This is a genomic window from Enterococcus avium, from assembly GCF_002891025.1.
In the GTDB taxonomy this organism is placed as follows: domain Bacteria; phylum Bacillota; class Bacilli; order Lactobacillales; family Enterococcaceae; genus Enterococcus_A; species Enterococcus_A avium.
Map to the genome: position 1 here is coordinate 1,716,024 of NZ_NBSL01000002.1, position 19,744 is coordinate 1,735,767.

24 protein-coding genes and 1 other annotated feature are annotated in these 19,744 nt (G+C 39.5%); of the genes, 6 read left to right on the top strand and 18 right to left on the bottom strand.

Translation table 11 applies throughout. The features are described 5' to 3' along the window. Positions 1-100: 100 nt before the first annotated feature. From rplL to rplK, 4 genes are all read right to left on the bottom strand, one after another. Positions 101-469, bottom strand: a complete 369-nt coding sequence (gene rplL / locus AUF14_RS08745; protein ID WP_049218942.1) for a 50S ribosomal protein L7/L12 — start codon at positions 467-469, stop codon at positions 101-103. A gap of 53 nt (positions 470-522) precedes the next feature. Further along, positions 523-1,023 (bottom strand): 50S ribosomal protein L10, encoded by a 501-nt coding sequence (gene rplJ, locus AUF14_RS08750; RefSeq protein WP_016181528.1) that lies wholly within the window; start codon positions 1,021-1,023, stop codon positions 523-525. 43 nt (positions 1,024-1,066) lie between these two features. After that, positions 1,067-1,193: a sequence feature (ribosomal protein L10 leader region), on the bottom strand. 54 nt (positions 1,194-1,247) lie between these two features. Beyond that, complete coding sequence (gene rplA / locus AUF14_RS08755) at positions 1,248-1,937, bottom strand: 50S ribosomal protein L1 (protein ID WP_016181527.1); 690 nt, start codon at positions 1,935-1,937, stop codon at positions 1,248-1,250. Positions 1,938-2,041: 104 nt separating this feature from the next. Next, positions 2,042-2,464: a 50S ribosomal protein L11 gene (gene rplK / locus AUF14_RS08760; RefSeq protein WP_010739820.1), complete on the bottom strand. Its 423-nt coding sequence runs from the start codon at positions 2,462-2,464 to the stop codon at positions 2,042-2,044. A 298-nt stretch (positions 2,465-2,762) separates the two neighbouring features. Between rplK and sdaAB the strand changes: the two genes are divergently transcribed. Together sdaAB and sdaAA are read left to right on the top strand one after the other, a co-directional pair. Further along, complete coding sequence (sdaAB, locus tag AUF14_RS08765; RefSeq protein WP_102866007.1) at positions 2,763-3,437, top strand: L-serine ammonia-lyase, iron-sulfur-dependent subunit beta; 675 nt, start codon at positions 2,763-2,765, stop codon at positions 3,435-3,437. 16 nt (positions 3,438-3,453) lie between these two features. Then, positions 3,454-4,338: an L-serine ammonia-lyase, iron-sulfur-dependent, subunit alpha gene (gene sdaAA / locus AUF14_RS08770; protein ID WP_049218945.1), complete on the top strand. Its 885-nt coding sequence runs from the start codon at positions 3,454-3,456 to the stop codon at positions 4,336-4,338. Between the two features lie 39 nt (positions 4,339-4,377). Here the strand turns inward: sdaAA and AUF14_RS08775 are convergent, their stop codons facing one another. The 8 genes from AUF14_RS08775 to rpmG all read right to left on the bottom strand — a co-directional run bounded on the left by AUF14_RS08775 (position 4,378) and on the right by rpmG (position 10,260). Beyond that, positions 4,378-5,307, bottom strand: a complete 930-nt coding sequence (locus AUF14_RS08775) for a metal ABC transporter substrate-binding protein (protein ID WP_049218947.1) — start codon at positions 5,305-5,307, stop codon at positions 4,378-4,380. After that, entirely contained in the window at positions 5,297-6,151 is an 855-nt protein-coding gene (locus AUF14_RS08780) for a metal ABC transporter permease (protein ID WP_049218949.1), read from the bottom strand. Before AUF14_RS08780 ends, AUF14_RS08775 begins: the two co-directional genes overlap by 11 nt. Further along, entirely contained in the window at positions 6,141-6,896 is a 756-nt protein-coding gene (locus tag AUF14_RS08785; RefSeq protein ID WP_225844365.1) for a metal ABC transporter ATP-binding protein, read from the bottom strand. Before AUF14_RS08785 ends, AUF14_RS08780 begins: the two co-directional genes overlap by 11 nt. A 126-nt stretch (positions 6,897-7,022) precedes the next feature. Next, on the bottom strand, positions 7,023-8,129 hold the full coding sequence (locus tag AUF14_RS08790) for a lactate oxidase (RefSeq protein WP_102866008.1): 1,107 nt from the start codon (positions 8,127-8,129) through the stop codon (positions 7,023-7,025). A gap of 121 nt (positions 8,130-8,250) precedes the next feature. Then, positions 8,251-9,111 (bottom strand): alpha/beta fold hydrolase, encoded by an 861-nt coding sequence (locus AUF14_RS08795; RefSeq protein WP_049218954.1) that lies wholly within the window; start codon positions 9,109-9,111, stop codon positions 8,251-8,253. 173 nt (positions 9,112-9,284) lie between these two features. Then, entirely contained in the window at positions 9,285-9,827 is a 543-nt protein-coding gene (nusG, locus tag AUF14_RS08800) for a transcription termination/antitermination protein NusG (RefSeq protein ID WP_034876867.1), read from the bottom strand. Between the two features lie 96 nt (positions 9,828-9,923). Beyond that, positions 9,924-10,094: a preprotein translocase subunit SecE gene (gene secE, locus AUF14_RS08805; RefSeq protein WP_010746478.1), complete on the bottom strand. Its 171-nt coding sequence runs from the start codon at positions 10,092-10,094 to the stop codon at positions 9,924-9,926. 13 nt (positions 10,095-10,107) lie between these two features. Then, the gene (rpmG, locus tag AUF14_RS08810; protein WP_010739830.1) at positions 10,108-10,260 is read right to left on the bottom strand and encodes a 50S ribosomal protein L33; all 153 of its coding nucleotides are present in this window, start codon (positions 10,258-10,260) and stop codon (positions 10,108-10,110) included. 469 nt (positions 10,261-10,729) lie between these two features. Between rpmG and cbpA the strand changes: the two genes are divergently transcribed. After that, complete coding sequence (cbpA, locus tag AUF14_RS08815) at positions 10,730-11,371, top strand: cyclic di-AMP binding protein CbpA (RefSeq protein WP_016181519.1); 642 nt, start codon at positions 10,730-10,732, stop codon at positions 11,369-11,371. A 45-nt stretch (positions 11,372-11,416) separates the two neighbouring features. On the opposite strand, the gene AUF14_RS08820 is transcribed toward cbpA, so the two are convergent. Beyond that, complete coding sequence (locus AUF14_RS08820) at positions 11,417-11,917, bottom strand: QueT transporter family protein (protein WP_016181518.1); 501 nt, start codon at positions 11,915-11,917, stop codon at positions 11,417-11,419. 199 nt (positions 11,918-12,116) lie between these two features. Between AUF14_RS08820 and AUF14_RS08825 the strand changes: the two genes are divergently transcribed. Together AUF14_RS08825 and AUF14_RS08830 are read left to right on the top strand one after the other, a co-directional pair. Further along, the gene (locus AUF14_RS08825) at positions 12,117-12,416 is read left to right on the top strand and encodes a hypothetical protein (protein ID WP_049218957.1); all 300 of its coding nucleotides are present in this window, start codon (positions 12,117-12,119) and stop codon (positions 12,414-12,416) included. A 117-nt stretch (positions 12,417-12,533) separates the two neighbouring features. Next, positions 12,534-13,523 carry a diacylglycerol/lipid kinase family protein gene (locus AUF14_RS08830; protein WP_049218959.1) on the top strand — a complete coding sequence of 330 codons (990 nt, stop codon included), beginning with the start codon at positions 12,534-12,536 and terminating at the stop codon, positions 13,521-13,523. A 27-nt stretch (positions 13,524-13,550) separates the two neighbouring features. Here AUF14_RS08830 and recD2 read toward each other — a convergent pair whose 3' ends face one another. From recD2 to AUF14_RS08850, 4 genes are all read right to left on the bottom strand, one after another. Continuing rightward, on the bottom strand, positions 13,551-15,953 hold the full coding sequence (gene recD2 / locus AUF14_RS08835) for an SF1B family DNA helicase RecD2 (RefSeq protein WP_049218961.1): 2,403 nt from the start codon (positions 15,951-15,953) through the stop codon (positions 13,551-13,553). Between the two features lie 21 nt (positions 15,954-15,974). Next, on the bottom strand, positions 15,975-16,631 hold the full coding sequence (locus AUF14_RS08840; RefSeq protein WP_049218964.1) for a histidine phosphatase family protein: 657 nt from the start codon (positions 16,629-16,631) through the stop codon (positions 15,975-15,977). A 27-nt stretch (positions 16,632-16,658) separates the two neighbouring features. Next, a complete protein-coding gene (gene trmL / locus AUF14_RS08845) occupies positions 16,659-17,165 on the bottom strand; it encodes a tRNA (uridine(34)/cytosine(34)/5-carboxymethylaminomethyluridine(34)-2'-O)-methyltransferase TrmL (protein ID WP_049218966.1) in 507 nt (168 codons plus the stop codon). Positions 17,166-17,668: 503 nt separating this feature from the next. Further along, positions 17,669-18,496, bottom strand: a complete 828-nt coding sequence (locus tag AUF14_RS08850; protein WP_049218968.1) for a methyltransferase domain-containing protein — start codon at positions 18,494-18,496, stop codon at positions 17,669-17,671. A 127-nt stretch (positions 18,497-18,623) separates the two neighbouring features. On the opposite strand from AUF14_RS08850, the gene AUF14_RS08855 reads away from it, so the two are divergent. Further along, a complete protein-coding gene (locus tag AUF14_RS08855; RefSeq protein WP_049218969.1) occupies positions 18,624-19,259 on the top strand; it encodes a copper homeostasis protein CutC in 636 nt (211 codons plus the stop codon). A gap of 12 nt (positions 19,260-19,271) precedes the next feature. Here the strand turns inward: AUF14_RS08855 and AUF14_RS08860 are convergent, their stop codons facing one another. Then, positions 19,272-19,727, bottom strand: a complete 456-nt coding sequence (locus AUF14_RS08860) for an NUDIX hydrolase (protein WP_016181509.1) — start codon at positions 19,725-19,727, stop codon at positions 19,272-19,274. Positions 19,728-19,744: the final 17 nt, after the last annotated feature.

Here is a 19,744-nt window from a genome sequence, read left to right on the forward strand (position 1 = left end):
CATTATTGTTTTCACGCTTCACTGTGATCGAAAAAATGTTCCTTTAAGCAAAAAAAAGAGAGACCTGAAATCAGATCTCCCTTTGAACAATCAAAAGTGATTATTTTAATGTTACAGATGCGCCAACTTCTTCTAAAGCAGCTTTAAGTGCTTCAGCGTCTTCTTTAGATACATCTTCTTTAACTGGTGCAGGAGCGCCATCAACTACAGCTTTAGCTTCTTTCAAGCCAAGACCAGTTGCTTCACGAACTGCTTTGATAACTTTAACTTTTTGATCGCCAACAGCTGTTAATTCAACAGTAAATTCTGTTTGTTCTTCAGCAGCAGGACCTGCAACAGCGCCAACAGCAGCTACAGGAGCAGCAGCAGTTACGCCAAATTCGTCTTCGATAGCTTTAACTAAGTCGTTTAATTCTAAGATTGTCGCGCCTTTAAGTTCTTCGACAATGTTTTCAATGTTCAATGCCATTTTAAATTTCCTCCGTTTAGGTAAGTTTTTTTAGTTTATATTTTATGCAGCGATTAAGCTACTTCTTCTTCTTTTTCTGCGACTGCTTTCACAGCGTAAGCCACGTTGCGGACTGGCGCTTGAAGGACAGATAATAGCATAGAAAGAAGTCCATCGCGGTTCGGTAGTTTTGCAAGAGCAGTAATTTCTTCGATAGAAGCTACTTTTCCTTCAATGATACCGCCTTTGATTTCTAGTTTGTCAGCTTTACTAGCGAACTCGTCGATAATTTTAGCTGGAGCAACTACATCCTCATTACTAAATGCTACTGCAGTAGGTCCTGAGAATACTTCTTCTAATCCGTTCAAGCCAGCTTTTTCAGCAGCACGAACCAAGATAGAATTTTTGATAACTTTCATTTCAACGTTAGCGTCGCGTAATTGTTTACGTAAATCAGTCACTTGTTCTACTGTTAAACCACGGTAATCAACGATAACGGCTGAAGCTGCTGCGCTGAATTTTTCAGTGACTTCATCAACGATAGCGGCTTTTTTAGCGATTGCTACTTCACTCATTATATATTTCACCTCCTGATTTTGATGGAAGAGCATTTTTTGCTAAAAGCAATAAAATACCCTATGCCACCGTAGACATAGAGGGACTATTGAATGTTCTCAATAAACGTCCTCGGTAGGAAATTAAGACTTGCGTCACCTACTGTCTTCGGTACAGTTAATATTTAACCTCGACTAACTTATCACAGATAAGCTAGCCGAGTCAAGTACTTTTCTAAAATTAATTAGATAGCAGTTTGTTCAACATGGATACCAGGTCCAAATGTTGTTGTCATTGAAATGTTTTTAATGTATTGACCTTTAGCAGTCGCAGGTTTTGCTTTTACTAAAGTTTCGTTGATTGTGTTAAAGTTTTCAACCAATTTCGCATCGTCGAATGATACTTTACCGATTGGCACATGAACGTTACCAGCTTTATCAACACGGTACGTTACTTTACCAGCTTTAACTTCTTCAACAGCTTTTGTAACATCCATTGTTACAGTACCAGTTTTAGGGTTAGGCATTAAACCTTTTGGCCCAAGCACACGGCCTAGTTTACCAACTGTAGCCATCATATCAGGTGTTGCCACAACAACGTCAAAGTCGAACCATCCACCTTGGATTTTTGCAACCATGTCGTCGTCGCCAACGAAATCAGCGCCAGCAGCTTCAGCTTCTTTTGCTTTTTCGCCTTTAGCGAATACTAAAACAGTTTGAGTTTTACCAGTTCCGTTTGGAAGCACAACTGCTCCACGGATTTGTTGGTCTGCTTTTTTAGGATCAACGTTCAATTTGTAAGCAACTTCAACCGTTGCGTCAAATTTTGCGAAGTTAATTTCTTTTGCTAATGCTACTGCTTCCGCAACTGGGTAAGCTTTAGTAGTATCAACTTTTTTTAATGCATCTTGCATTTTTTTGCTCTTTTTAGCCATTTTGTTTCCTCCTTGATGTGGTTATAACGGTAGAACCTCCCACGTGTTCCGTATCTTTAGATAGGGAGCCAACTGAGAAGCTACTTTCTTGGGTACATCGACAATTATTCGACAGTGATACCCATGCTTCGTGCAGTTCCTTCAACCATGCGCATTGCTGACTCAACGTTAGCAGCGTTTAGGTCTTGCATTTTCAACTCAGCGATTTCTTTTACTTGATCGCTAGTAACTTTTGCAACTTTGTTTTTGTTTGGTTCGCCTGATCCTTTTTCGATCTTCGCTGCTTTTTTCAATAATACGGCAGCTGGCGGTGTTTTTGTGATGAATGTAAATGAACGGTCTTCATATACAGAGATCACAACTGGAATGATCAAACCTGCTTGATCAGCTGTACGAGCATTGAATTCTTTTGTGAATCCCATGATGTTGATACCCGCTTGACCTAGTGCAGGACCTACTGGGGGAGCTGGTGTTGCTTTCCCTGCAGGAATTTGCAATTTAACTAATTTTTCTACTTTTTTTGCCACGAGACATACCTCCTTGAGTCCGTGATGTGGTTAATTGGAGATCAAAATTTCTCCTCCCACTTTAAAACGTGTGCTCAAAGACACACTTTGGTATCATAGCAGAATTCTTCAACGAACGCAAGAAAAAAATTATCTATTCGAACTTTTCTGACAATAATAAAACGCTTCACAAACCCTTTAACTATTATGAGAATAACAAAATAAATTATTAATCTAACTATTTTCTGAAAGCGTATATGTTACACTATGGTCGACTTGATGAGGACTTTCATCGGATAATTTAGGGAGGCTTAAAATAATGGAAGTATTAAAATATCGAAGTGTTTTTGACATTATTGGTCCAGTGATGGTTGGACCAAGTAGCTCACATACTGCTGGTGCTGCACGAATTGGAAAAGTTTGCCGAATGATTTTCGGTGAGCGTCCGGACTCTGTAGAGTTTGATTTGTATGAATCTTTCGCTAAGACTTATCGTGGACACGGGACAGATATTGCTTTAGTAGGTGGAATTTTAGGAATGGAACCTGACGATCCTCGCCTATCTGATTCATTGAAAATTGCTCACGAACAAGGTATGGAAGTGCTATTCGTTCCCAAAAAAGAAATCGCCGATCATCCGAACACTGTTACCTTGCGCATGATTAAAGGTGACTTAGAGATGTCCGTAATTGGTGTTTCAATTGGTGGCGGGAATATCCAAATCACTGAAATGAATGGCTACAGCATCTCTCTTGGCATGGGGAATCCAACCTATATTATCATTAATAAGGATGTGCCTGGTCTTCTTTCTCGTGTATCTACCATCTTTATGAAACACGGCTTGAATATCGGAAAAGTTACAATGACTCGTAAAACACGAGGCGAAAACGGCATTGTTTTGTTAGAAATCGATGATACACCAGATGATCCAGAAGGGTTAAGACAAGAGATTAAACGTGAAGACGATGTGCTGAGCGTTACTTATTTCAAATAGTATAGGAGGAATTGTCATGTTTTATTCAATCCAAGAGCTTGTAGAACAAGCACAGGATTATCCGACTGTCGGCGAATTGATGATCGCGACTGAAATGGAGTTAACTGATCGAACTCGTGAAGAAATCATTGCGTTAATGGAACGCAATTTAGAAGTAATGGAAAGTTCAATCGAGGAAGGCATTCAAGGAGTAACCTCCGTAACCCGGATTACTGGGGGCGATGCTAAACGTATGAACGATTATATCGAAAGCGGCAAATTCATGAGCGGTGATACGATTTTAAAAGCCGTTCGTAACGGGATAGCGGTCAATGAAGTCAATGCTAAGATGGGCTTAGTTTGTGCCACCCCTACTGCTGGTAGCGCCGGCGTACTACCTGGTGTTTTAATGGCGGCACGAGAAAAACTAAATTTGACTCATGATGAACAGATTGATTTCCTATTTACAGCTGGTGCGTTTGGTTTAGTAATGGCAAATAACGCCTCAATCTCTGGTGCTGAAGGCGGATGTCAGGCCGAGGTCGGTTCTGCCAGTGCCATGTCAGCTGCGGCCTTAGTTACTGCCAATGGCGGCACTCCTGAAATGGCCGCAAATGCACTTGCTATTACCTTAAAAAATGTGATGGGACTCATTTGTGATCCCGTTGCCGGTTTAGTTGAAGTGCCGTGTGTTAAACGAAATGCAATGGGGGCTTCTCAAGCATTTATCTCCGCAGATATGGCGTTAGCCGGCATCCGCAGCGTCATTCCACCGGATGAAGTGGTAGAGGCAATGTATAAGGTTGGGCGTGCAATGCCGCAAATTTTCAAAGAAACTGCAGAAGGCGGCGTAGCAACCACTCCAACTGGGTTGCGTCTACAAAAACAAGTCTTTGGCGAACCAGAAAAGGCTACCGTTTAAAATAATAAAAAGCAGCTGATTGCCAGTCAGCTGCTTTTGTTATTTCATCAATCCTTCGTGAATTTTATCTAAGTTCCACTTCATCATGCTATAGTAGCTATCCCCTGGCTTTCCTTCTTTAGCTAATGAATCAGTGAATAAATCGCTATAAATCGGCAGATCAACTTCTTTTGATAACCGTTCCATGCTGCGTCTATCAACACTCGTCTCAACAAACAATGAAGGGACTTCCGATGCACGTACCTTTTCGACGATTTGTTTCATTTGTTCTGGTGTTCCCTGACTTTCTGTATTGATTTCCCATATATAAGCTGCCGTTAAATCATAGGCCTTTGAAAAATACTTAAAGGCTCCTTCACTGGTTACTAACAACTTTTTCTCACTGGGAATATCGGCAAATTTTTCTTTCGCTGAAGCATCTAGTTCTTTAAGTTTTTTAATGTAAGCTTCCGCATTTCTCTCGTAATTCAACCGATTATCAGGATCTTGATCGCTCAAAACAGCTTGGATTTGCTTCACATATAAAATCCCGTTAGTGATATCCAACCAAGCATGTGGGTCTTCTTGCTTACTGTTACTGGTCAGGTGAATTGGTTCAACTTCTTTACTGATTGCAAAATAATCTTTATTCTCTTTTTTCTTAGCCGTGTCCATTAATTTGTCAAACCAGCCATTACCTGTTTCTAAGTTCAGACCGTTATAGAAAACAACATCTGCTTCGCTCGTTTTTTTTATGTCTTCTGGTAACGGCTCGTACTCGTGCGGATCTGTCCCAACTGGTACGATACTGTGAACACTCACCTCATCTTTTCCGACCTCTTTGATCATATCTGCAATGATCGAATTTGTCGCGACTACAGATAGCTTCTTTGAGCTATTTTTCTCAACATGTTCACTACTCCGTGACCCACAGCCTGTGAGTAGAAGTAAACCGACCATACCTGCAAAAAATATTTTTTTATGCTTCATACATACGTTCCTTTCTTACTTGTTGAATCAAGCCTTTACTTGGTGAAAATAAGAATGCTGCGATGAAAAAGACCGCCGCTGTCATCACAATCGTTGCGCCTGACGGAAGATTGTAACTATAGCTGAAATACAAACCAATGATCGCACTCAAAACACCAAATACTGTTGATAAACCAACCATAATAGAAAGCTTATTAGTTAACTGGTAGGCTGTAGCTGCTGGTGTGATCAGCATCGCAATGACTAGAATCGTACCAACTGTTTGCAATGACGTTACAGCGACTAATGTCAGCAGAAACATCAAGCCATAGTTAATCAAGCTGATATTCCAGCCATAAGATTGCGCCATCGTTGGAGCAAAGGAAGTTAGTTTTAATTGCTTATAAAATAGCAATACCGCTAAAACAACGATTATCATAACAAGTGCTGTCAGATACATATCTGAATCACGAACTGCTAAAACATTGCCAAAAAGAATATGATAAAGATCTGTTGCACTCCGAGCAAAAGAGATCAGAATGATTCCTAAAGCAAAAAAGGAACTAAAAACAATTCCGATCGCAGTATCATTTTTTAGACGACTATGTTTTCCGACAAAGCCGATCAATGCTGCTGAAAAAATTCCAAAAAAAGTCGCGCCAATGATATAACTGCTCCCTAACATATAGGAGATCGCTACCCCTGGTAAAACCGCATGAGAAATCGCATCTCCCATTAATGACATGCCTCTGAGAATGATAAAAGAGCCAATCACACCCGCAGATATGCCCACCATAATCGAGGTAATCAATGCGTTTTGCAAAAATTGGTATTCCATTAGTCCTTGAAAAAAATCATGAAGCAAAGTCTGCACCTCCCACTCTTAACATTTGTGTAATTTCACTGCCGTAAGTTCTTTCCATATTCTGTGACGTATAGGTTTGAGCGACTGGTCCAGACGCAATCAATCCTTTGTTCAATAAGATCACCTCATCAAAATAATCCGTTACCTTATGGAGATCATGGTGGACGATCACGATCGATTTTCCTTCATCCCGCAATTCCTTAAGTAATTCGATAATAATTTTCTCACTAGTTGCATCAATTCCGGCAAAGGGCTCATCTAATAAAATCCATTCCGCCTTTTGCGCCAGTGCTCGTGCAATAAAGACTCTTTGTAGCTGTCCGCCAGATAGCTCACTAATTTGCCGTCCTGCATATTCAGACAGTCCAACCTTCCTCAAGCATTCTAGGGCAAATGTCTTCTCTTTTTTTCCTGAGCGTTGAAACATTTTTAAATGAGGATAGGTCCCGAATAAAACTACCCCAAAAACATCAATAGGAAAACTCAAATCAATGTCTTGACGCTGTTCTACATAGGCAATTTTTCCCCGCTGTTTATTAAGTGGCTCAGTGCCATAATAAATTCTGCCTGATTGTATTTTAATCAATTGCAGTAGTCCTTTCATTAAGGTAGATTTTCCCGCACCATTAGGCCCGACGATTCCTGTTAATTTCCCAGCAGATAGTTCCAAATTCACATGCTCCAATGCAATCTTCCCGCGATATGCAACCGAAAGATTTTCGATACGAATCGTTTCCATTTCTATCCCTCTTTTCTATTTTAGGTCAACCTAATATTTTAGTTAATGATAAGCTAAAAAGAAGGCGTATGCAAGAAAAAAGAAAAAAACTTCACCAAGAAGAGGTTTTTCTTGGTGAAGCTTTTGTACTAATTATTTTGCATCATGTAATCTTGTGTTTTTTACTTCATTAATCGTTTTGGTTCCAGCAAGCTGCATTGTGATAGAAAGCTCTTTGTTCAAATGATCAAAAACTGATTTCACACCTTCAGCACCGCCTAAATTTAACCCGTAAATGACTGGTCGACCGATTGCTACTAGGTCAGCCCCACTGGCCAAAGCCTTGAAGACATGTTCACCGCGACGAACACCGCTATCAAATACGATCGGTACACGCTTGTTTACAACGCCAGCGATCAATGGCAATACGTCAAATGATGCCGGTCCGCCATCTAGTTGACGACCCCCATGATTTGAAACCCAAATCCCGTCAGCTCCAGCTGCGATGGCAACTTCGGCATCTTCTGGTGATTGAATCCCCTTCACGAAAACTGGCAAGCTAGTTAAGTCTTTGATTTTCTTGATATCTTCAGGTACTAAACCTTGTTTAGCCGCTGCATAGATTTCTGCGATACCTTTTCCTTCACCATCTCCGCTAGCACTTTTAGCGCTATAAGCAGCTAAGTTAGGCATTGGAAGCGGAAATTGGAATTTATTAACAATATCTTCTTCGCGATATCCGCCAAGCGTAGAATCTGCTGTTAAGATAATTGCTTTTGCGCCGGCTTTAACTGCTTTTTCTAAGATAAACTCATTAAAGCCGTCGTCTTTACTCATATATAATTGGAAAAATTGAGGCGCATTGGGTGCTGCAGCCGCCGCATCTTCAATCGTTGTATTAGCATAGGTACTGATCGAAAAGATCGAACCAGCATCAGCCACTCCTTTAGCGGTATCAGCTTCACCTTTTTCATGGGCTAATCCTTGTGCAGCTGATGGCGCTTGGATAATCGGGGTTGATAAATCAATATTCCAAAGTTTGGTACTTAAATCTGCATGATCAATTCCTCGCAAAACCCGAGGCATAATTGTTTTTTTATTAAATGAAGAGGTGTTTTCTTTCATTGTCCATTCATCTTCAGAACCGCCGCGAATATAACCAAACGCACCTTTTTCCATGCGTTCTTTCACCCGACCTTCGAGTGAAGCAATATTCACGATTTCAATTGGATGTTCTTCGTTACTTGCTTGATAAGTCATGATAAATCCTTCTTTCTTTTTAATACAAGAATTATCATAATACTCTTACAAAAAGTAAGCAAGGAACTTGTCTTCTATTCCAGCCTTACTCAGATAAAACGGAACGACCAACAGAGACTGCTTAATTCCACAAAAAATCCACGACAGTTTTATCAACGTTAAGATTCTCGTGTAATTGACTATGCTGGGCATTTGGGCCAGTAAAAATTTGATATTTGATAGGATTTCCATGATCTTTCAATAAAGAAAATGTTGCTAATGCACTATTGAGAGGAACAGTCCCATCTGTAACTGTCTCCTGATTTATTTTCCCTGCTAATAATAATATCGGCAATTTATTAGGTACATTAGCAATGCCATTCTGATAATCTATGTATCTGCCGGCTTTTACACTTGGCCCGTTTCTTAATACATCATCAATCGATTCAGATGATTCTGTAAAATCATTAAATGGCGCTCCGATTGAAATAAATTTGTTTATCGTCGAAGCATCGTTTGGTTGACCATAGGTTGTTAAATAGCGCAGTGAACTAACACCGCCCATCGAGTGTCCAACAAGATTTACTTGCTCCACTCCCTGTTGCTTTAAATATTTTAAAACCGTATAGATCCATTCCGTTTGATTCCATTCAGTATCTTTATTGGCAGTAAACAAGACTTGGATACTTGGATTATCCTTTTTCTTACTTAGGTCACCATCAACCTTTAAAGAACCATCTGATTGAACCGTAATCAGCATTTCCTTCGTAGTTTTCCTTTCGCTTGAAAGTCGCTGGATCATCCCACCAAAGGAATTAATGGTCCCCCCATAGCCATGAATAAAAACGGTTGGCACCGCGCTTTTCTTAAAAGCTGTATCATCCTTTTTTTGGGTTAATGCTGATGCTTGTGTTTTTTCCACTTCTTTTGTTTGCTTACTTCCACAACCAACGAGCAATAAAACGGTTAGTCCTGCAACAATGCTCAAGAATACTTTTTTCATTCTTTCAACTCCACTTCACTATGACATATTTATGGCGTGTTTCACTCTACTATAGATTTAAAGGCCGTATAACTCAAACATACGCTGAGAAGTTAGCGGAAATTTAGCAATTGCACCGCTTGTATCTAAAAAATCTATAAAAAAAGCCAAGGCAGCGGCCTCGGCTCATAAATCTAAATTTTATCAACTTGATCGAAATCTAACTCAGTACTTGTTTCACGTCCGAACATGTCAATGTTCGCTTTGATTTTATCACGTTCTTCATCAATTTCAGTGATCACACCTTCAAGACCGGCAAAAGCACCTTCGATGATTTTCACTGTTTCGCCAACTTCTACTTCAAGATCGTGTTGACGAGTACTCATACCTAATGATCGTAAGATATGATTGATTTCCTCTGGCATCAATGGCGCTGGTTTACTTCCGGCACCGTGGGAACCAACAAACCCTGTTACACCTGGTGTATTACGTACAACATACCAAGAATCATCAGTCATAACCATTTCTACTAACACATATCCAGGAAATGTTTTATGAACGATTTCTTTTTCTTTACCGCCCTTAACTTCTGTTTCCTTTTCTTCTGGGACAACTACACGGAAAATATAGTCTTCCATCCGCATACTTTGCGCACGTGATTCTAAGTTTGCTTTTACTTTGTTTTCATAGCCGGAATAAGTATGCAACACATACCATTGTTTTTCAAAAGATTCCATTTTCGCCATCGGCTCCTCGTTCTAAAATAAAAAAACCTCAGCAGTCCCAAGGTTTTTTCTCTCAAATAGTATAACATGCTTTTTTTGAATTGGCTACTAGCGAATGATCAAATTGATCAGTGCTTGAATCGCTGTATCCATGATGAAAAACATCAAAGCAAAAATGATCGCTGTCTCAATAACGACCAATGAATCATGGCGTAATTGTTTTTTTGAAGGCCATGAAACAAGCTTCATCTCTTCTCTTACACTACGTAAAAAATTCAATTAATTCTCCCCCCTATTTCGTTTCTTTATGTATCGTATACTGATTACAATGTTTGCAAAACTTATTAATCTCTAAACGCTCTCCGCGCTTGCCTTCGCTCACTGATTTCGTGTAGTTCCTTGAACCACAGACAGTGCAGGCTAGAGCCGCTTTTTTTGTTGCCATAGCGATCTACTCCTAATTCCTATTAATGTATTCATTTTTCTGGTGAAAAATGAGGTTGTTTGTCATGCCGTATACCATCCAACTAAGTGGTTCTTTCTATCATTGCCTTAGTTTTTGACTCATTGGTTTACGACGCGATGCCTTCTGCAAAAAGTTGGACTGGCATCCTAATTCCTATTAATGTATTCATTTTCCTAGTGAAAAATGAGGTTGCCGGTCAGGCTATTTCTTACCTACACATTTATTTCCGTTCATATAGTGTAAGACCAACATAGTGAAATAATGACCTTACAAAGACACAGACTAACATTATCATCTATCCTTTTTGCTGTCAATATTTCATAAACATCACAGTCCTTTCTTCAGTACTTAGATAATCAATTTGAATTGTTTCCAAAATAAATTTCTTTATCTGATAGAATATGATAATATGATGAAAGAATGAATAGCTTTATTGGAGGGTTATTGGATGTTATTAAAAAGTCTCGTTTATCCCAAAGAGAATTTGACAACGATCAACGAATCAACGACATTGCAAGAGGCATTGGACATATTGGAAGGTACTGGATTTCGTTGTGTTCCGATCCTTGATGAAAGTGATCAAATTTTCCGAGGCAATATCTACAAAATGCATATTTACCGGCACAAGGCAAATGGCGGCGACATGGATCTCCCAGTCACTCATTTGCTGAAAAATGCAACAAAATTTATTTCGTTAGATACTTCTTTTTTTAAAATCTTTTTTACGATTAAAGAATTACCATATATTACCGTCTTAGATGAGGACCATCATTTTTATGGGATTCTCACTCACAGTACCTTATTAAATATGCTCTCGCAATCTTGGAATATCCAAACAGGTAGTTACGTAATCACCGTTGTATCTACTGGAAAACGTGGAGATCTGGCAGCCATGTCAAAGATCATCTCAAAATTTACAACGATCGCAAGTTGTATCACGTTAGATGTTGGTAAAGATTTCAAGGGGCGGCGTACTTTGTTCACCTTACCTGCTGGTGTAGATGAAAATAAAATGAATCAAATTATTGATCACCTTGAACGTAAACATTTTGAGATTCAAGAAGTTGAAGCTTTGTCTATGCAAGACTAATTTTTCAAATAGAAATGGCGATCCTGATAATAGGACCGCCATTTTTTATAGTTGATTTGCAAAATGCAAACGTTTATTTAGATAGTACATAATTGGTGCCGAGATCGTCATGATGATCGCTTCACTCAATGCCGTCCAACCGTACGTTGGCCAAAAAGGTAGTTGGGCTGTTAGATTCAGCATCAATGCAATTAAAAACATGCTGGCACTGAAGAATACAACATTTAAAGCTAAACGAATCTTTGTATTTTTTATGACGTTTTGTAAAACAGCTGTCAACGTTAACGCCAACAAAGTTTGTCCGCCGCCAAAAACGACATCGAGCCAGCCCATACCAAAAATCGCATTGTAAACGACAACTCCGCCAAAAATTCCCCATAAATATTTTCGATTAAACACAACTAAATGATTTAAACTTTCTGAAATACGAAACTGAATCGCTCCTGATGCAACTGGCGACACTAAAATTGTCAAAGCCAAATAGAGCGCCATAATAATCCCATTGGTCACTACAACAGTGACACGCTTTCTTTCCACCATATTCATAATTGTCCTTCTTTCTCCGAGTTTTTTTAAAGCGGGATGGTTGATGAACCGCTGTAAACCTTTTACAGCATACGTTTTTTCAGAATATAAGTCAACTCTGGAATCTATTTTGATTAGTTTATCAAAATGGATTCTTTCGAGCTTCAGGTGGTACAATCAAGTTGTAGAAGATACTTTTTTCGAAAGAAGGGTGAACGGTATGTTAGGTATTGACAATGAAATTGTCGAATTATATAAAAAGGCGCAACGAGATGGCGAAGCTGTTATCAAAGATCGCTGGTCTCATGGAAATTACGGGTGTTGCAGTACACGAGCCCCATTAGTAGAAAAATATAGAATAGAAAATACTGAAACCCATATCTCGCTTTATCTTTGGAGTAATTTAGTAGTAGATATAAAAAAGAGCAACAAAGCAGCCTCTGTAAATCAAAACTATCAAGCAACAAATTATGATCAAAAAGTTATCGACTGGTTTATTAACCAAGCATTGAAAGCTTAGATGGCTAGAATTCTCTGCATAGGATATTTTTACATATTCGCTTAATAAAAAATGGGTCAATTTTCTACTGTTCCTTTCGTTACTCTGTTATAATCAGTCTTTGAAAGGATCGAGGACATGAATTTTCATTATCATATTTTAATCAATCCCGCAGCCGGTAGCGGTAACGCGGAAAAAACAGCAGAAAAAATCATCCAATTACTCGATGATGGAGACTATACATACACACCTTATTATACGGAAGGGCCTGGCGATGAAAAAGAGATTGTTGACCGGCTAACCGATTTGCTAAGCCCTTGGTCAGAGACTTGCGAGAAGGATCACATCGACAATTCGTTTCACCTGTTAGTGGTGATTGGCGGTGATGGCACGCTCCATCAAGTGGTCAATGAATTCTTTGCGTTAGGTCTGCAACTTCCTGTCAGCTATATTCCTGCTGGTTCAGGAAATGATTTTGCTCGAGGAATCGGTTTATCGCGTGAGCCAGAAAAAGCCTTTGAACAAATTACCTCTGCGTTAAAGCCACAACCGATTAATGTTTTCCATTACGAAGAAAAAATTCGCGAAGAGCAAGGAGTCATTTTAAACAATGTCGGGATCGGTCTAGATGCATTAATCGTTGCGACAACGAATGCCTCTACGTCAAAAAAAGTATTGAACAAGTATCATTTGGGCTCAGCCTCTTATGCCTTGTATCTAGTAAAAGCGATTTTCACTCAAAAGTCGTTTCCAATTCTCGTAGAATTAAATGGCCAAACATTGAGCTTTAAGCGTACTTTTTTATGTACGACCACGAACATCCCTTATTTCGGTGGTGGAATAGCGATCGCGCCAATGGCTGATCCAAAAAAAGAGACGATTGACTTAGTAGTCGTAGAAAAACCGAATCTCCCAGCTATTCTGCGTTTCTTAATTCAGCTAGTACGGAAAAAACATACAGAAAACAAGCACTACAAACATTTTACTAGTAGTAAAATCCGAATTGTTTCGGTTGTACCGCAGCATGGTCAAGCTGACGGAGAAGATATGGGAGAACGCTCCTTTGACATGAACTTCTCGACCGCCACACAATATATTTGGTACGCAGACAAAAGGACTGAAAAATAAAGCAGTGGCTTTATTTTTCAGTCCTTTTTACATAAACATCGCAGGCGTTAAATCTGCCATTCCAATCATCGGATCAATCGTTTGAGCGGCAATCAATTTTGGCGTCAAAATTGTCGGCCCGTCTGCTGCTAACTTTTGCTTTTCTTCTACTGCTTTAAATGGTTCTGCCTTTGGTTTTGTCGGTGCAATCTCGGTCCCCTTCATGATTCGTTCAATCAAGGTAGTTTTTCGCACCGCTGATTCTCTTACGACACAGGCTTGGAAGGCTTCTTCCTCTCCTAATAGAATCAATAAGTCCTTACTTCGGGTTACCGCGGTATATAAAAGGTTCCTCTGCAACATTCGTGAATATTGCTTCACCATCGGCAAGAGTACCATTTTGAATTCGCTCCCCTGTGATTTGTGGATCGAACAACAATATGAAAGCTTGATTTTATTCCATTCAGAACGCTTATAGCTGACTTCATTACTATCAAACTGGATCACGAGTTCATCCACTTTATCTTCCGATTCTTTTGCCGGAATGATCCCAACTATAATCCCCATATCGCCATTAAATACATTCAATTCTGGATTATTGACCAGTTGCAAAACTTTATCACCAATCCGATAAACGACATCATTCCATTGGACTTCTTTTTTTCGGCCGTCATTAGGATTAAAAATTTCCTGCATCATTTTATTGATCGCATCGATTCCAGCAGGTCCGCGATACATCGGAGCTAGGACCTGCACATCTTGTGCAGTAAAGCCCTTTTTCTTCGCCCGTTCCACGACCTGCTTGATAACTTCCTCCATCTGAAAGGCATGACAAGCAATAAAGGAACGATCCAGTTGATTTTTCCGAAAGTCTTGCGGCAATTTTCCATCTTTGATCTCATGTGCTAACGGAATGATCGATGAACCATCGCCTTGACGGTAAATATCCGTCAATTCCATCTTTGGAATGTCTTCAATCTGTAACAAATCATGAAAAACCTGACCCGGCCCAACGGATGGCAGCTGATCCTTATCTCCTACAAAAATCACCTGCATATTATTAGGAATTGCCTTTAACAGGTTATTCGCCAACCAAGTATCCACCATCGACATCTCATCGACAATCAACAATCCGCCATCTAGTTCTTTCGCATCAATATCCGGTGTTTCATCATTGGCATTCAATCCTAACAAGCGATGGATCGTACTTGCCGGTAATCCGGTCGTCTCATTCATCCGTTTTGCAGCACGGCCAGTCGGTGCCGCCAACAGAATCGGAAAAACTGCTTGTGTGTAATCTTTCGGATCTAAAGACAGATCATTCAATTCCGCGAACAATTTTACAATGCCATTAATCACTGTCGTTTTCCCTGTTCCGGGACCACCCGTCAGAATGAACAATGGCGAACGAATCGCTTCTTTGATCGCTTGATCTTGCGAATCGCCATAAGTGATCTTCAATTGCTTTTCAATAATACGCAGCTTTTTATCGATGACTTTCTGGGGATAATTGATTTCTTTTTTACGTGCCAATAAGCGTTCGATCGATGAGGCTATTCCCCACTCGCTATAAAACAACGTATTCTCATAGATCTTTGTCGCTTCTTGTTGAATTTTTTCCTCTTCGACTAGCTGAATGATCATATTGGCAATTTGATCCGGAGCGATTTCTACTGGGCGCGTGGTCTCTAATAGCTGCAAAACTTCTGTCAACAGCTGTTGGGCTTCAACATATGTATCACCGCTTTGATTCGCATCCTCATTGACTTGATGAAAAATCGCTGCACGGATTCGTTGTGGACTATCTGCCGCGATGCCCAATTGTTCAGCTAAACTATCCGCTTTTTTAAAACCGATCCCCTCAATATCCTCTACCAGTTGATAGGGATTTTCAGCAATGATTTCTAAAGCCTCATTTCGATAGGTTTGGAAAATCGCAAACGAAAGCTGGCTGCCGAAACCATAACGACTTAACCCAACAATAATCTGCTCCATGCCATGATTTTGCCGAATTGTCTCCACGATGACTTTTTGTTTCTTCACGTTCAAATTCGGAACTTTTGCCAAAACAGCAGGATTTTCCATAATTTGATCAATGGCATCTTCACCTAAAACTTCGATGATTTTCTCCGCGGTCTTCTTACCGATCCCCGGAAATTTCTCACTAGAGAGATAATTAATTAGTCCATTGGCAGAAGTTGGATGGGCCTGCTCGTAGCTTTCAACTAGAAATTGCTTTCCATATCGAGGATGATCAACAAAATGTCCGAAAAAGCGATAGTCTTCATCTTCCTGCATATCGCCAAAACTTCCTGTAACAACAATTTCCTGTTCAAGATAATCACTGTTGGTCTCACTCACTTTAATCAATAGAACCTTATAAAAATTACTAGGATTTTGAAAAAAGATCGCCTTTAATGTTCCTACAATATAGAGCTGTTCTTCCGACATTTTGCGCCTCCTTTCTACCTTCTATAGCAACGAATCTGGTTTCGAGCCTGTCCCTTCTAAAAAACTAACATCATTCCATTGGATCATTTGATAAGGCGGTTTAGCATTTTCCGCTTCCAAAATCGTCAGGCTGTTGTTAAATAAGCCGCCCATCTCTCGTAGTTCGCTCATTGATTTTCCTGTCAGCGCTTGGATTGCTGCGGTTAATGCGGCCCCGTGACCGACAAAAAGCAATGGACCTTCTTGGGCTTCAGCAACTGCTTTTTCCACCAAATCATTGATCCGTTTCAACATATCTTCAATTTTTTCTCCATCAAAAGGAGTTGGATCGTAAAGCTCCAAATGATGACGTAAATTTACCATATCTTTAGGATAGCGTTCTTCAATAACAGGAATTAATTGACCTTCCAAGCTGCCTAAACCCAGTTCACGTAAATCTTCAGAACGAACGATTTCAGTTGGCTGTGCCAACTGCTTGTTAATTCCCTCAGCAGTCAGATAAGCCCGTTTCAATGTACTTGTATAAATTTTTTCAAACGGTATATCCCTTAATTCTTTGCCCAACGCTTTGATAGCTTCCAAACTTTCTGGTAACAACGGCGAATCGCCCATCATTCCTTGAAAACGTTTTTCTTGATTCCAACGAGTTTTCCCGTGACGTGTAAAATAAAGTTTCATAAAAATCCCTTTCCGAGTTCTTATTGTCTAATCTAACTTATCGTTTTCATAATGATGCGTCAATTCCAAATTTGGAAAATTTTGTTGCCGTAACGCTTCATAGACGACTAAAGCAACTGTGTTAGAAAGGTTCAAAGAACGTACATGCTCATCATTCATTGGAATGCGTAAACACTTATCCTCGTTTTTCCGCATAAATTCTTCTGGTAATCCAGTGGTTTCCTTGCCAAACATGAAAAAGTGGTCGGCGTCATCAGTGTAATCAATTTCTGAATAAGTCGCATTAGCGAATTTGGTGATCAAATGAAGGGGGCGTTCTTCAAGATGCTCTAGAAATACTGCTAAGCTCTTATGGTAAGTAATATTAACATCATTCCAGTAATCTAAACCAGCTCGTTTTAAATGTTTGTCATCTGTAGAAAAACCTAGTGGTTCTATCAAATGCAGTGGTGAATTCGTTGCTGCACATGTTCGTGCAATGTTTCCTGTGTTTGCAGGAATCTGTGGTTCAAATAATACAATATGATTTGTCATGTTCGTTCCCTCAATCTTATAAGTAGTTATTTCAAGTATGATTTTTCGCTATATATTCTATTTGAAGTATTTATATTGTTTAGAATTAAAGTGCTCGCTGCTAACCTCAAATTACAATTCATCTATACGTCTCGAGTAACTGTGAAAAGCTGAACTCGTTGCTAAATCACAAGCAAAGAAATCATTTTTCCAAAGACCGGAAAAATGAAGCGATGTTCGTACGCCTATCATTCTGCTAAACTGCTCGTTAAAAGGGAAGATATTTACACCTTGTATCCTTTTCGAATTCGGCAAAACTGCAAAAAGCAGAACTGACAAAAAAAAAACGTACCAACTCGGTGTCTAGCACGGCGAGTCGCTACGTTAGTGAAGCACTTTTCACTAACTTTTATCAGAACAGGAACCTGATAAAAACCAATGAAAAACAACTTGTTAGTACTATAACATCACGAAGTCACAAATGCAACCTTCTATTTTCAGGAATTTGAATGAAAGCGTATTCTCTAATATCCTTTTAATATTTCGATATCAATCGTAATTCGTTTCAAAGGATTATCCGCTAACTTGGCCTTTATTTCAGGTGTAACCTGCCATTCCAATGGTGACATTTCTAAAAGATCTAACCGATTTTCTTGCGGTATCTCAAACTCATAAGTTACACGTTCACGGTGATCAATTTTAAGTTCTTCTGTGAAACGTTGAATAACCGCCTCATTGGAATACTCTTCCCCATCTGGATGGTAAATCGCTCGAAGTTCCTTTAGGTAGCCAACTTGAGGAATTACTTTGACTACACAGCCCTCCGACTTCATCACTCGCTTAAATTCACTATAATGTGAAGGAGAAAAAATATTCAAAATCGTATCAAAGGAGTGATCTGCAAATGGCAAATTGGTCAGATCAGCCACACACCAAAAAGCATGGATTGCTTGATTACTTGCTAAATAAACGCCTTCCTTAGCAATGTCAAAACCAATATTTACTGGATTAGCCTTTACTTGATTGATTTCTTGCAAAAAACTTCCCTCACCACAGCCGACATCCAGAAGATTTCCCGGTTTTATCAAATGCGCAATTTTTTCTATCACAGGTTGATACATTCCCGATCGAATCATGCGTCCCCGCGGTTCAAACATTTCGTTGTCATATTCTGTTTTGATTTGGTGATCTAAAAAATAAAGCGTGCCCTTTTTTGCTAAATCAAAGCGATGCCCATTTATGCAGATTAAGCTTTTTTCTATTTGATCCATTTCTTGGTGACACTTTGGACAGCGAAATAGTGCCTGCTGCTTCGCTAAAAACAGCGCGCCCCGATCAATTTTTTTAAGCATCTTTTCACTCCCTTTTCGCTATCCTATCATAGCATAGTTCATCTATTCCTACTATCGTCAAGATGTGCTAAACTATACGTCGTAAGTATCACCTTAAAAAATTTAGCTCGATTTGGAGGATACAATCATGATTAAAGAATTTTGCGCTGAAAATTATACCGATATTCCTAAAGCGATCCAAGCTGGCGCTGGACGTATTGAACTATGTGATAACTTAGCAGCTGGCGGAACAACTCCAAGTATGGGAGTAATTGAAGAAGTCTTGGCTTATGCTGGGGAAAAGCACGTACCTGTCATGACTATGATTCGTCCTCGCGGCGGGAATTTTGTCTATAATGATATTGAGTTGAAAATCATGGAAAACGATTTGATTCATGCAAAGAATGCTGGGACTGATGGCGTGGTTTTCGGCTGTCTTACGGAAGATAATGAAGTTGATGAGGAAGCTTTAGAAATGCTGCTAGGCAATAGCGAAGGGGTATTAACGACTTTTCATATGGCATTTGATGAGCTTTCAAAAGAAGAACAATTTAAGACCATCGATTGGTTCTCACGCTTAGGTATTGATCGCATACTGACTCACGGTGGACCATTAACGTCTACCATAGAAGACAATCTGCCCCATCTAAAAGAATTGATTGATTACGCGGCTGGTCGCATTATTATTTTACCTGGCGGTGGTATCAACGCAGAAAATGCGGAAAGAATCGCTAAAACGCTGGGAGTAAATGAACTTCACGGGACAAAAATCGTATCAATTTAAAAGAGAAGTGGCTCATTTTGAGTCACTTCTCTTCTTTCGTTCCTTAATGAATTTTTCAATTCGAATAAACCAACGATTTCCCTTAAAACTCAAGCGTACTGGATAACGTCCTGTCTTATAATCTTTGATTTGGCGATGTCGATCCGGAAAAATGTTTAGTGGCAAATTTTGAAGATCAAAAAAATTGAAGGCCACATAATCTTGCGATTCCATTTTGCTTTGGGAAACTTTTTCCTTTACCTTATAAACGTATGTCACTTCATCATGATACTCTTTTGTATAAATTCCAATCAAATCATCAATTGTACTATCAAAAGAAAGCTGCTCTTTAATTAAGCGCTGAATTCCTTCTCGTTCATTCTCATTGGAAAGAAGTTCGCCTCCAGGCAAATCCCAAACAGGCACACCTTGACGCCGGACTAACAAAATCAATCCATTCCGGATAACAATGGCATAAGCTTTTTTCAAAATTTTCTCACTACTTT

Coding starts and splice junctions, on each gene's coding strand:
- rplL (WP_049218942.1), bottom strand. CDS start 469: ATGGCATTGAACATTGAAAACATTGTCGAAGAACTTAAAGGCGCGACA.
- cbpA (WP_016181519.1), top strand. CDS start 10,730: ATGTTATTAAAAAGTCTCGTTTATCCCAAAGAGAATTTGACAACGATC.
- recD2 (WP_049218961.1), bottom strand. CDS start 15,953: ATGTCGGAAGAACAGCTCTATATTGTAGGAACATTAAAGGCGATCTTT.
- rpmG (WP_010739830.1), bottom strand. CDS start 10,260: ATGGCAACAAAAAAAGCGGCTCTAGCCTGCACTGTCTGTGGTTCAAGG.
- rplA (WP_016181527.1), bottom strand. CDS start 1,937: ATGGCTAAAAAGAGCAAAAAAATGCAAGATGCATTAAAAAAAGTTGAT.
- rplJ (WP_016181528.1), bottom strand. CDS start 1,023: ATGAGTGAAGTAGCAATCGCTAAAAAAGCCGCTATCGTTGATGAAGTC.
- AUF14_RS08840 (WP_049218964.1), bottom strand. CDS start 16,631: ATGAAACTTTATTTTACACGTCACGGGAAAACTCGTTGGAATCAAGAA.
- AUF14_RS08795 (WP_049218954.1), bottom strand. CDS start 9,111: ATGAAAAAAGTATTCTTGAGCATTGTTGCAGGACTAACCGTTTTATTG.
- AUF14_RS08830 (WP_049218959.1), top strand. CDS start 12,534: ATGAATTTTCATTATCATATTTTAATCAATCCCGCAGCCGGTAGCGGT.
- AUF14_RS08855 (WP_049218969.1), top strand. CDS start 18,624: ATGATTAAAGAATTTTGCGCTGAAAATTATACCGATATTCCTAAAGCG.
- nusG (WP_034876867.1), bottom strand. CDS start 9,827: ATGGAATCTTTTGAAAAACAATGGTATGTGTTGCATACTTATTCCGGC.
- trmL (WP_049218966.1), bottom strand. CDS start 17,165: ATGACAAATCATATTGTATTATTTGAACCACAGATTCCTGCAAACACA.
- AUF14_RS08790 (WP_102866008.1), bottom strand. CDS start 8,129: ATGACTTATCAAGCAAGTAACGAAGAACATCCAATTGAAATCGTGAAT.
- sdaAA (WP_049218945.1), top strand. CDS start 3,454: ATGTTTTATTCAATCCAAGAGCTTGTAGAACAAGCACAGGATTATCCG.
- AUF14_RS08850 (WP_049218968.1), bottom strand. CDS start 18,496: ATGCTTAAAAAAATTGATCGGGGCGCGCTGTTTTTAGCGAAGCAGCAG.
- sdaAB (WP_102866007.1), top strand. CDS start 2,763: ATGGAAGTATTAAAATATCGAAGTGTTTTTGACATTATTGGTCCAGTG.
- AUF14_RS08825 (WP_049218957.1), top strand. CDS start 12,117: ATGTTAGGTATTGACAATGAAATTGTCGAATTATATAAAAAGGCGCAA.
- AUF14_RS08820 (WP_016181518.1), bottom strand. CDS start 11,917: ATGAATATGGTGGAAAGAAAGCGTGTCACTGTTGTAGTGACCAATGGG.
- AUF14_RS08775 (WP_049218947.1), bottom strand. CDS start 5,307: ATGAAGCATAAAAAAATATTTTTTGCAGGTATGGTCGGTTTACTTCTA.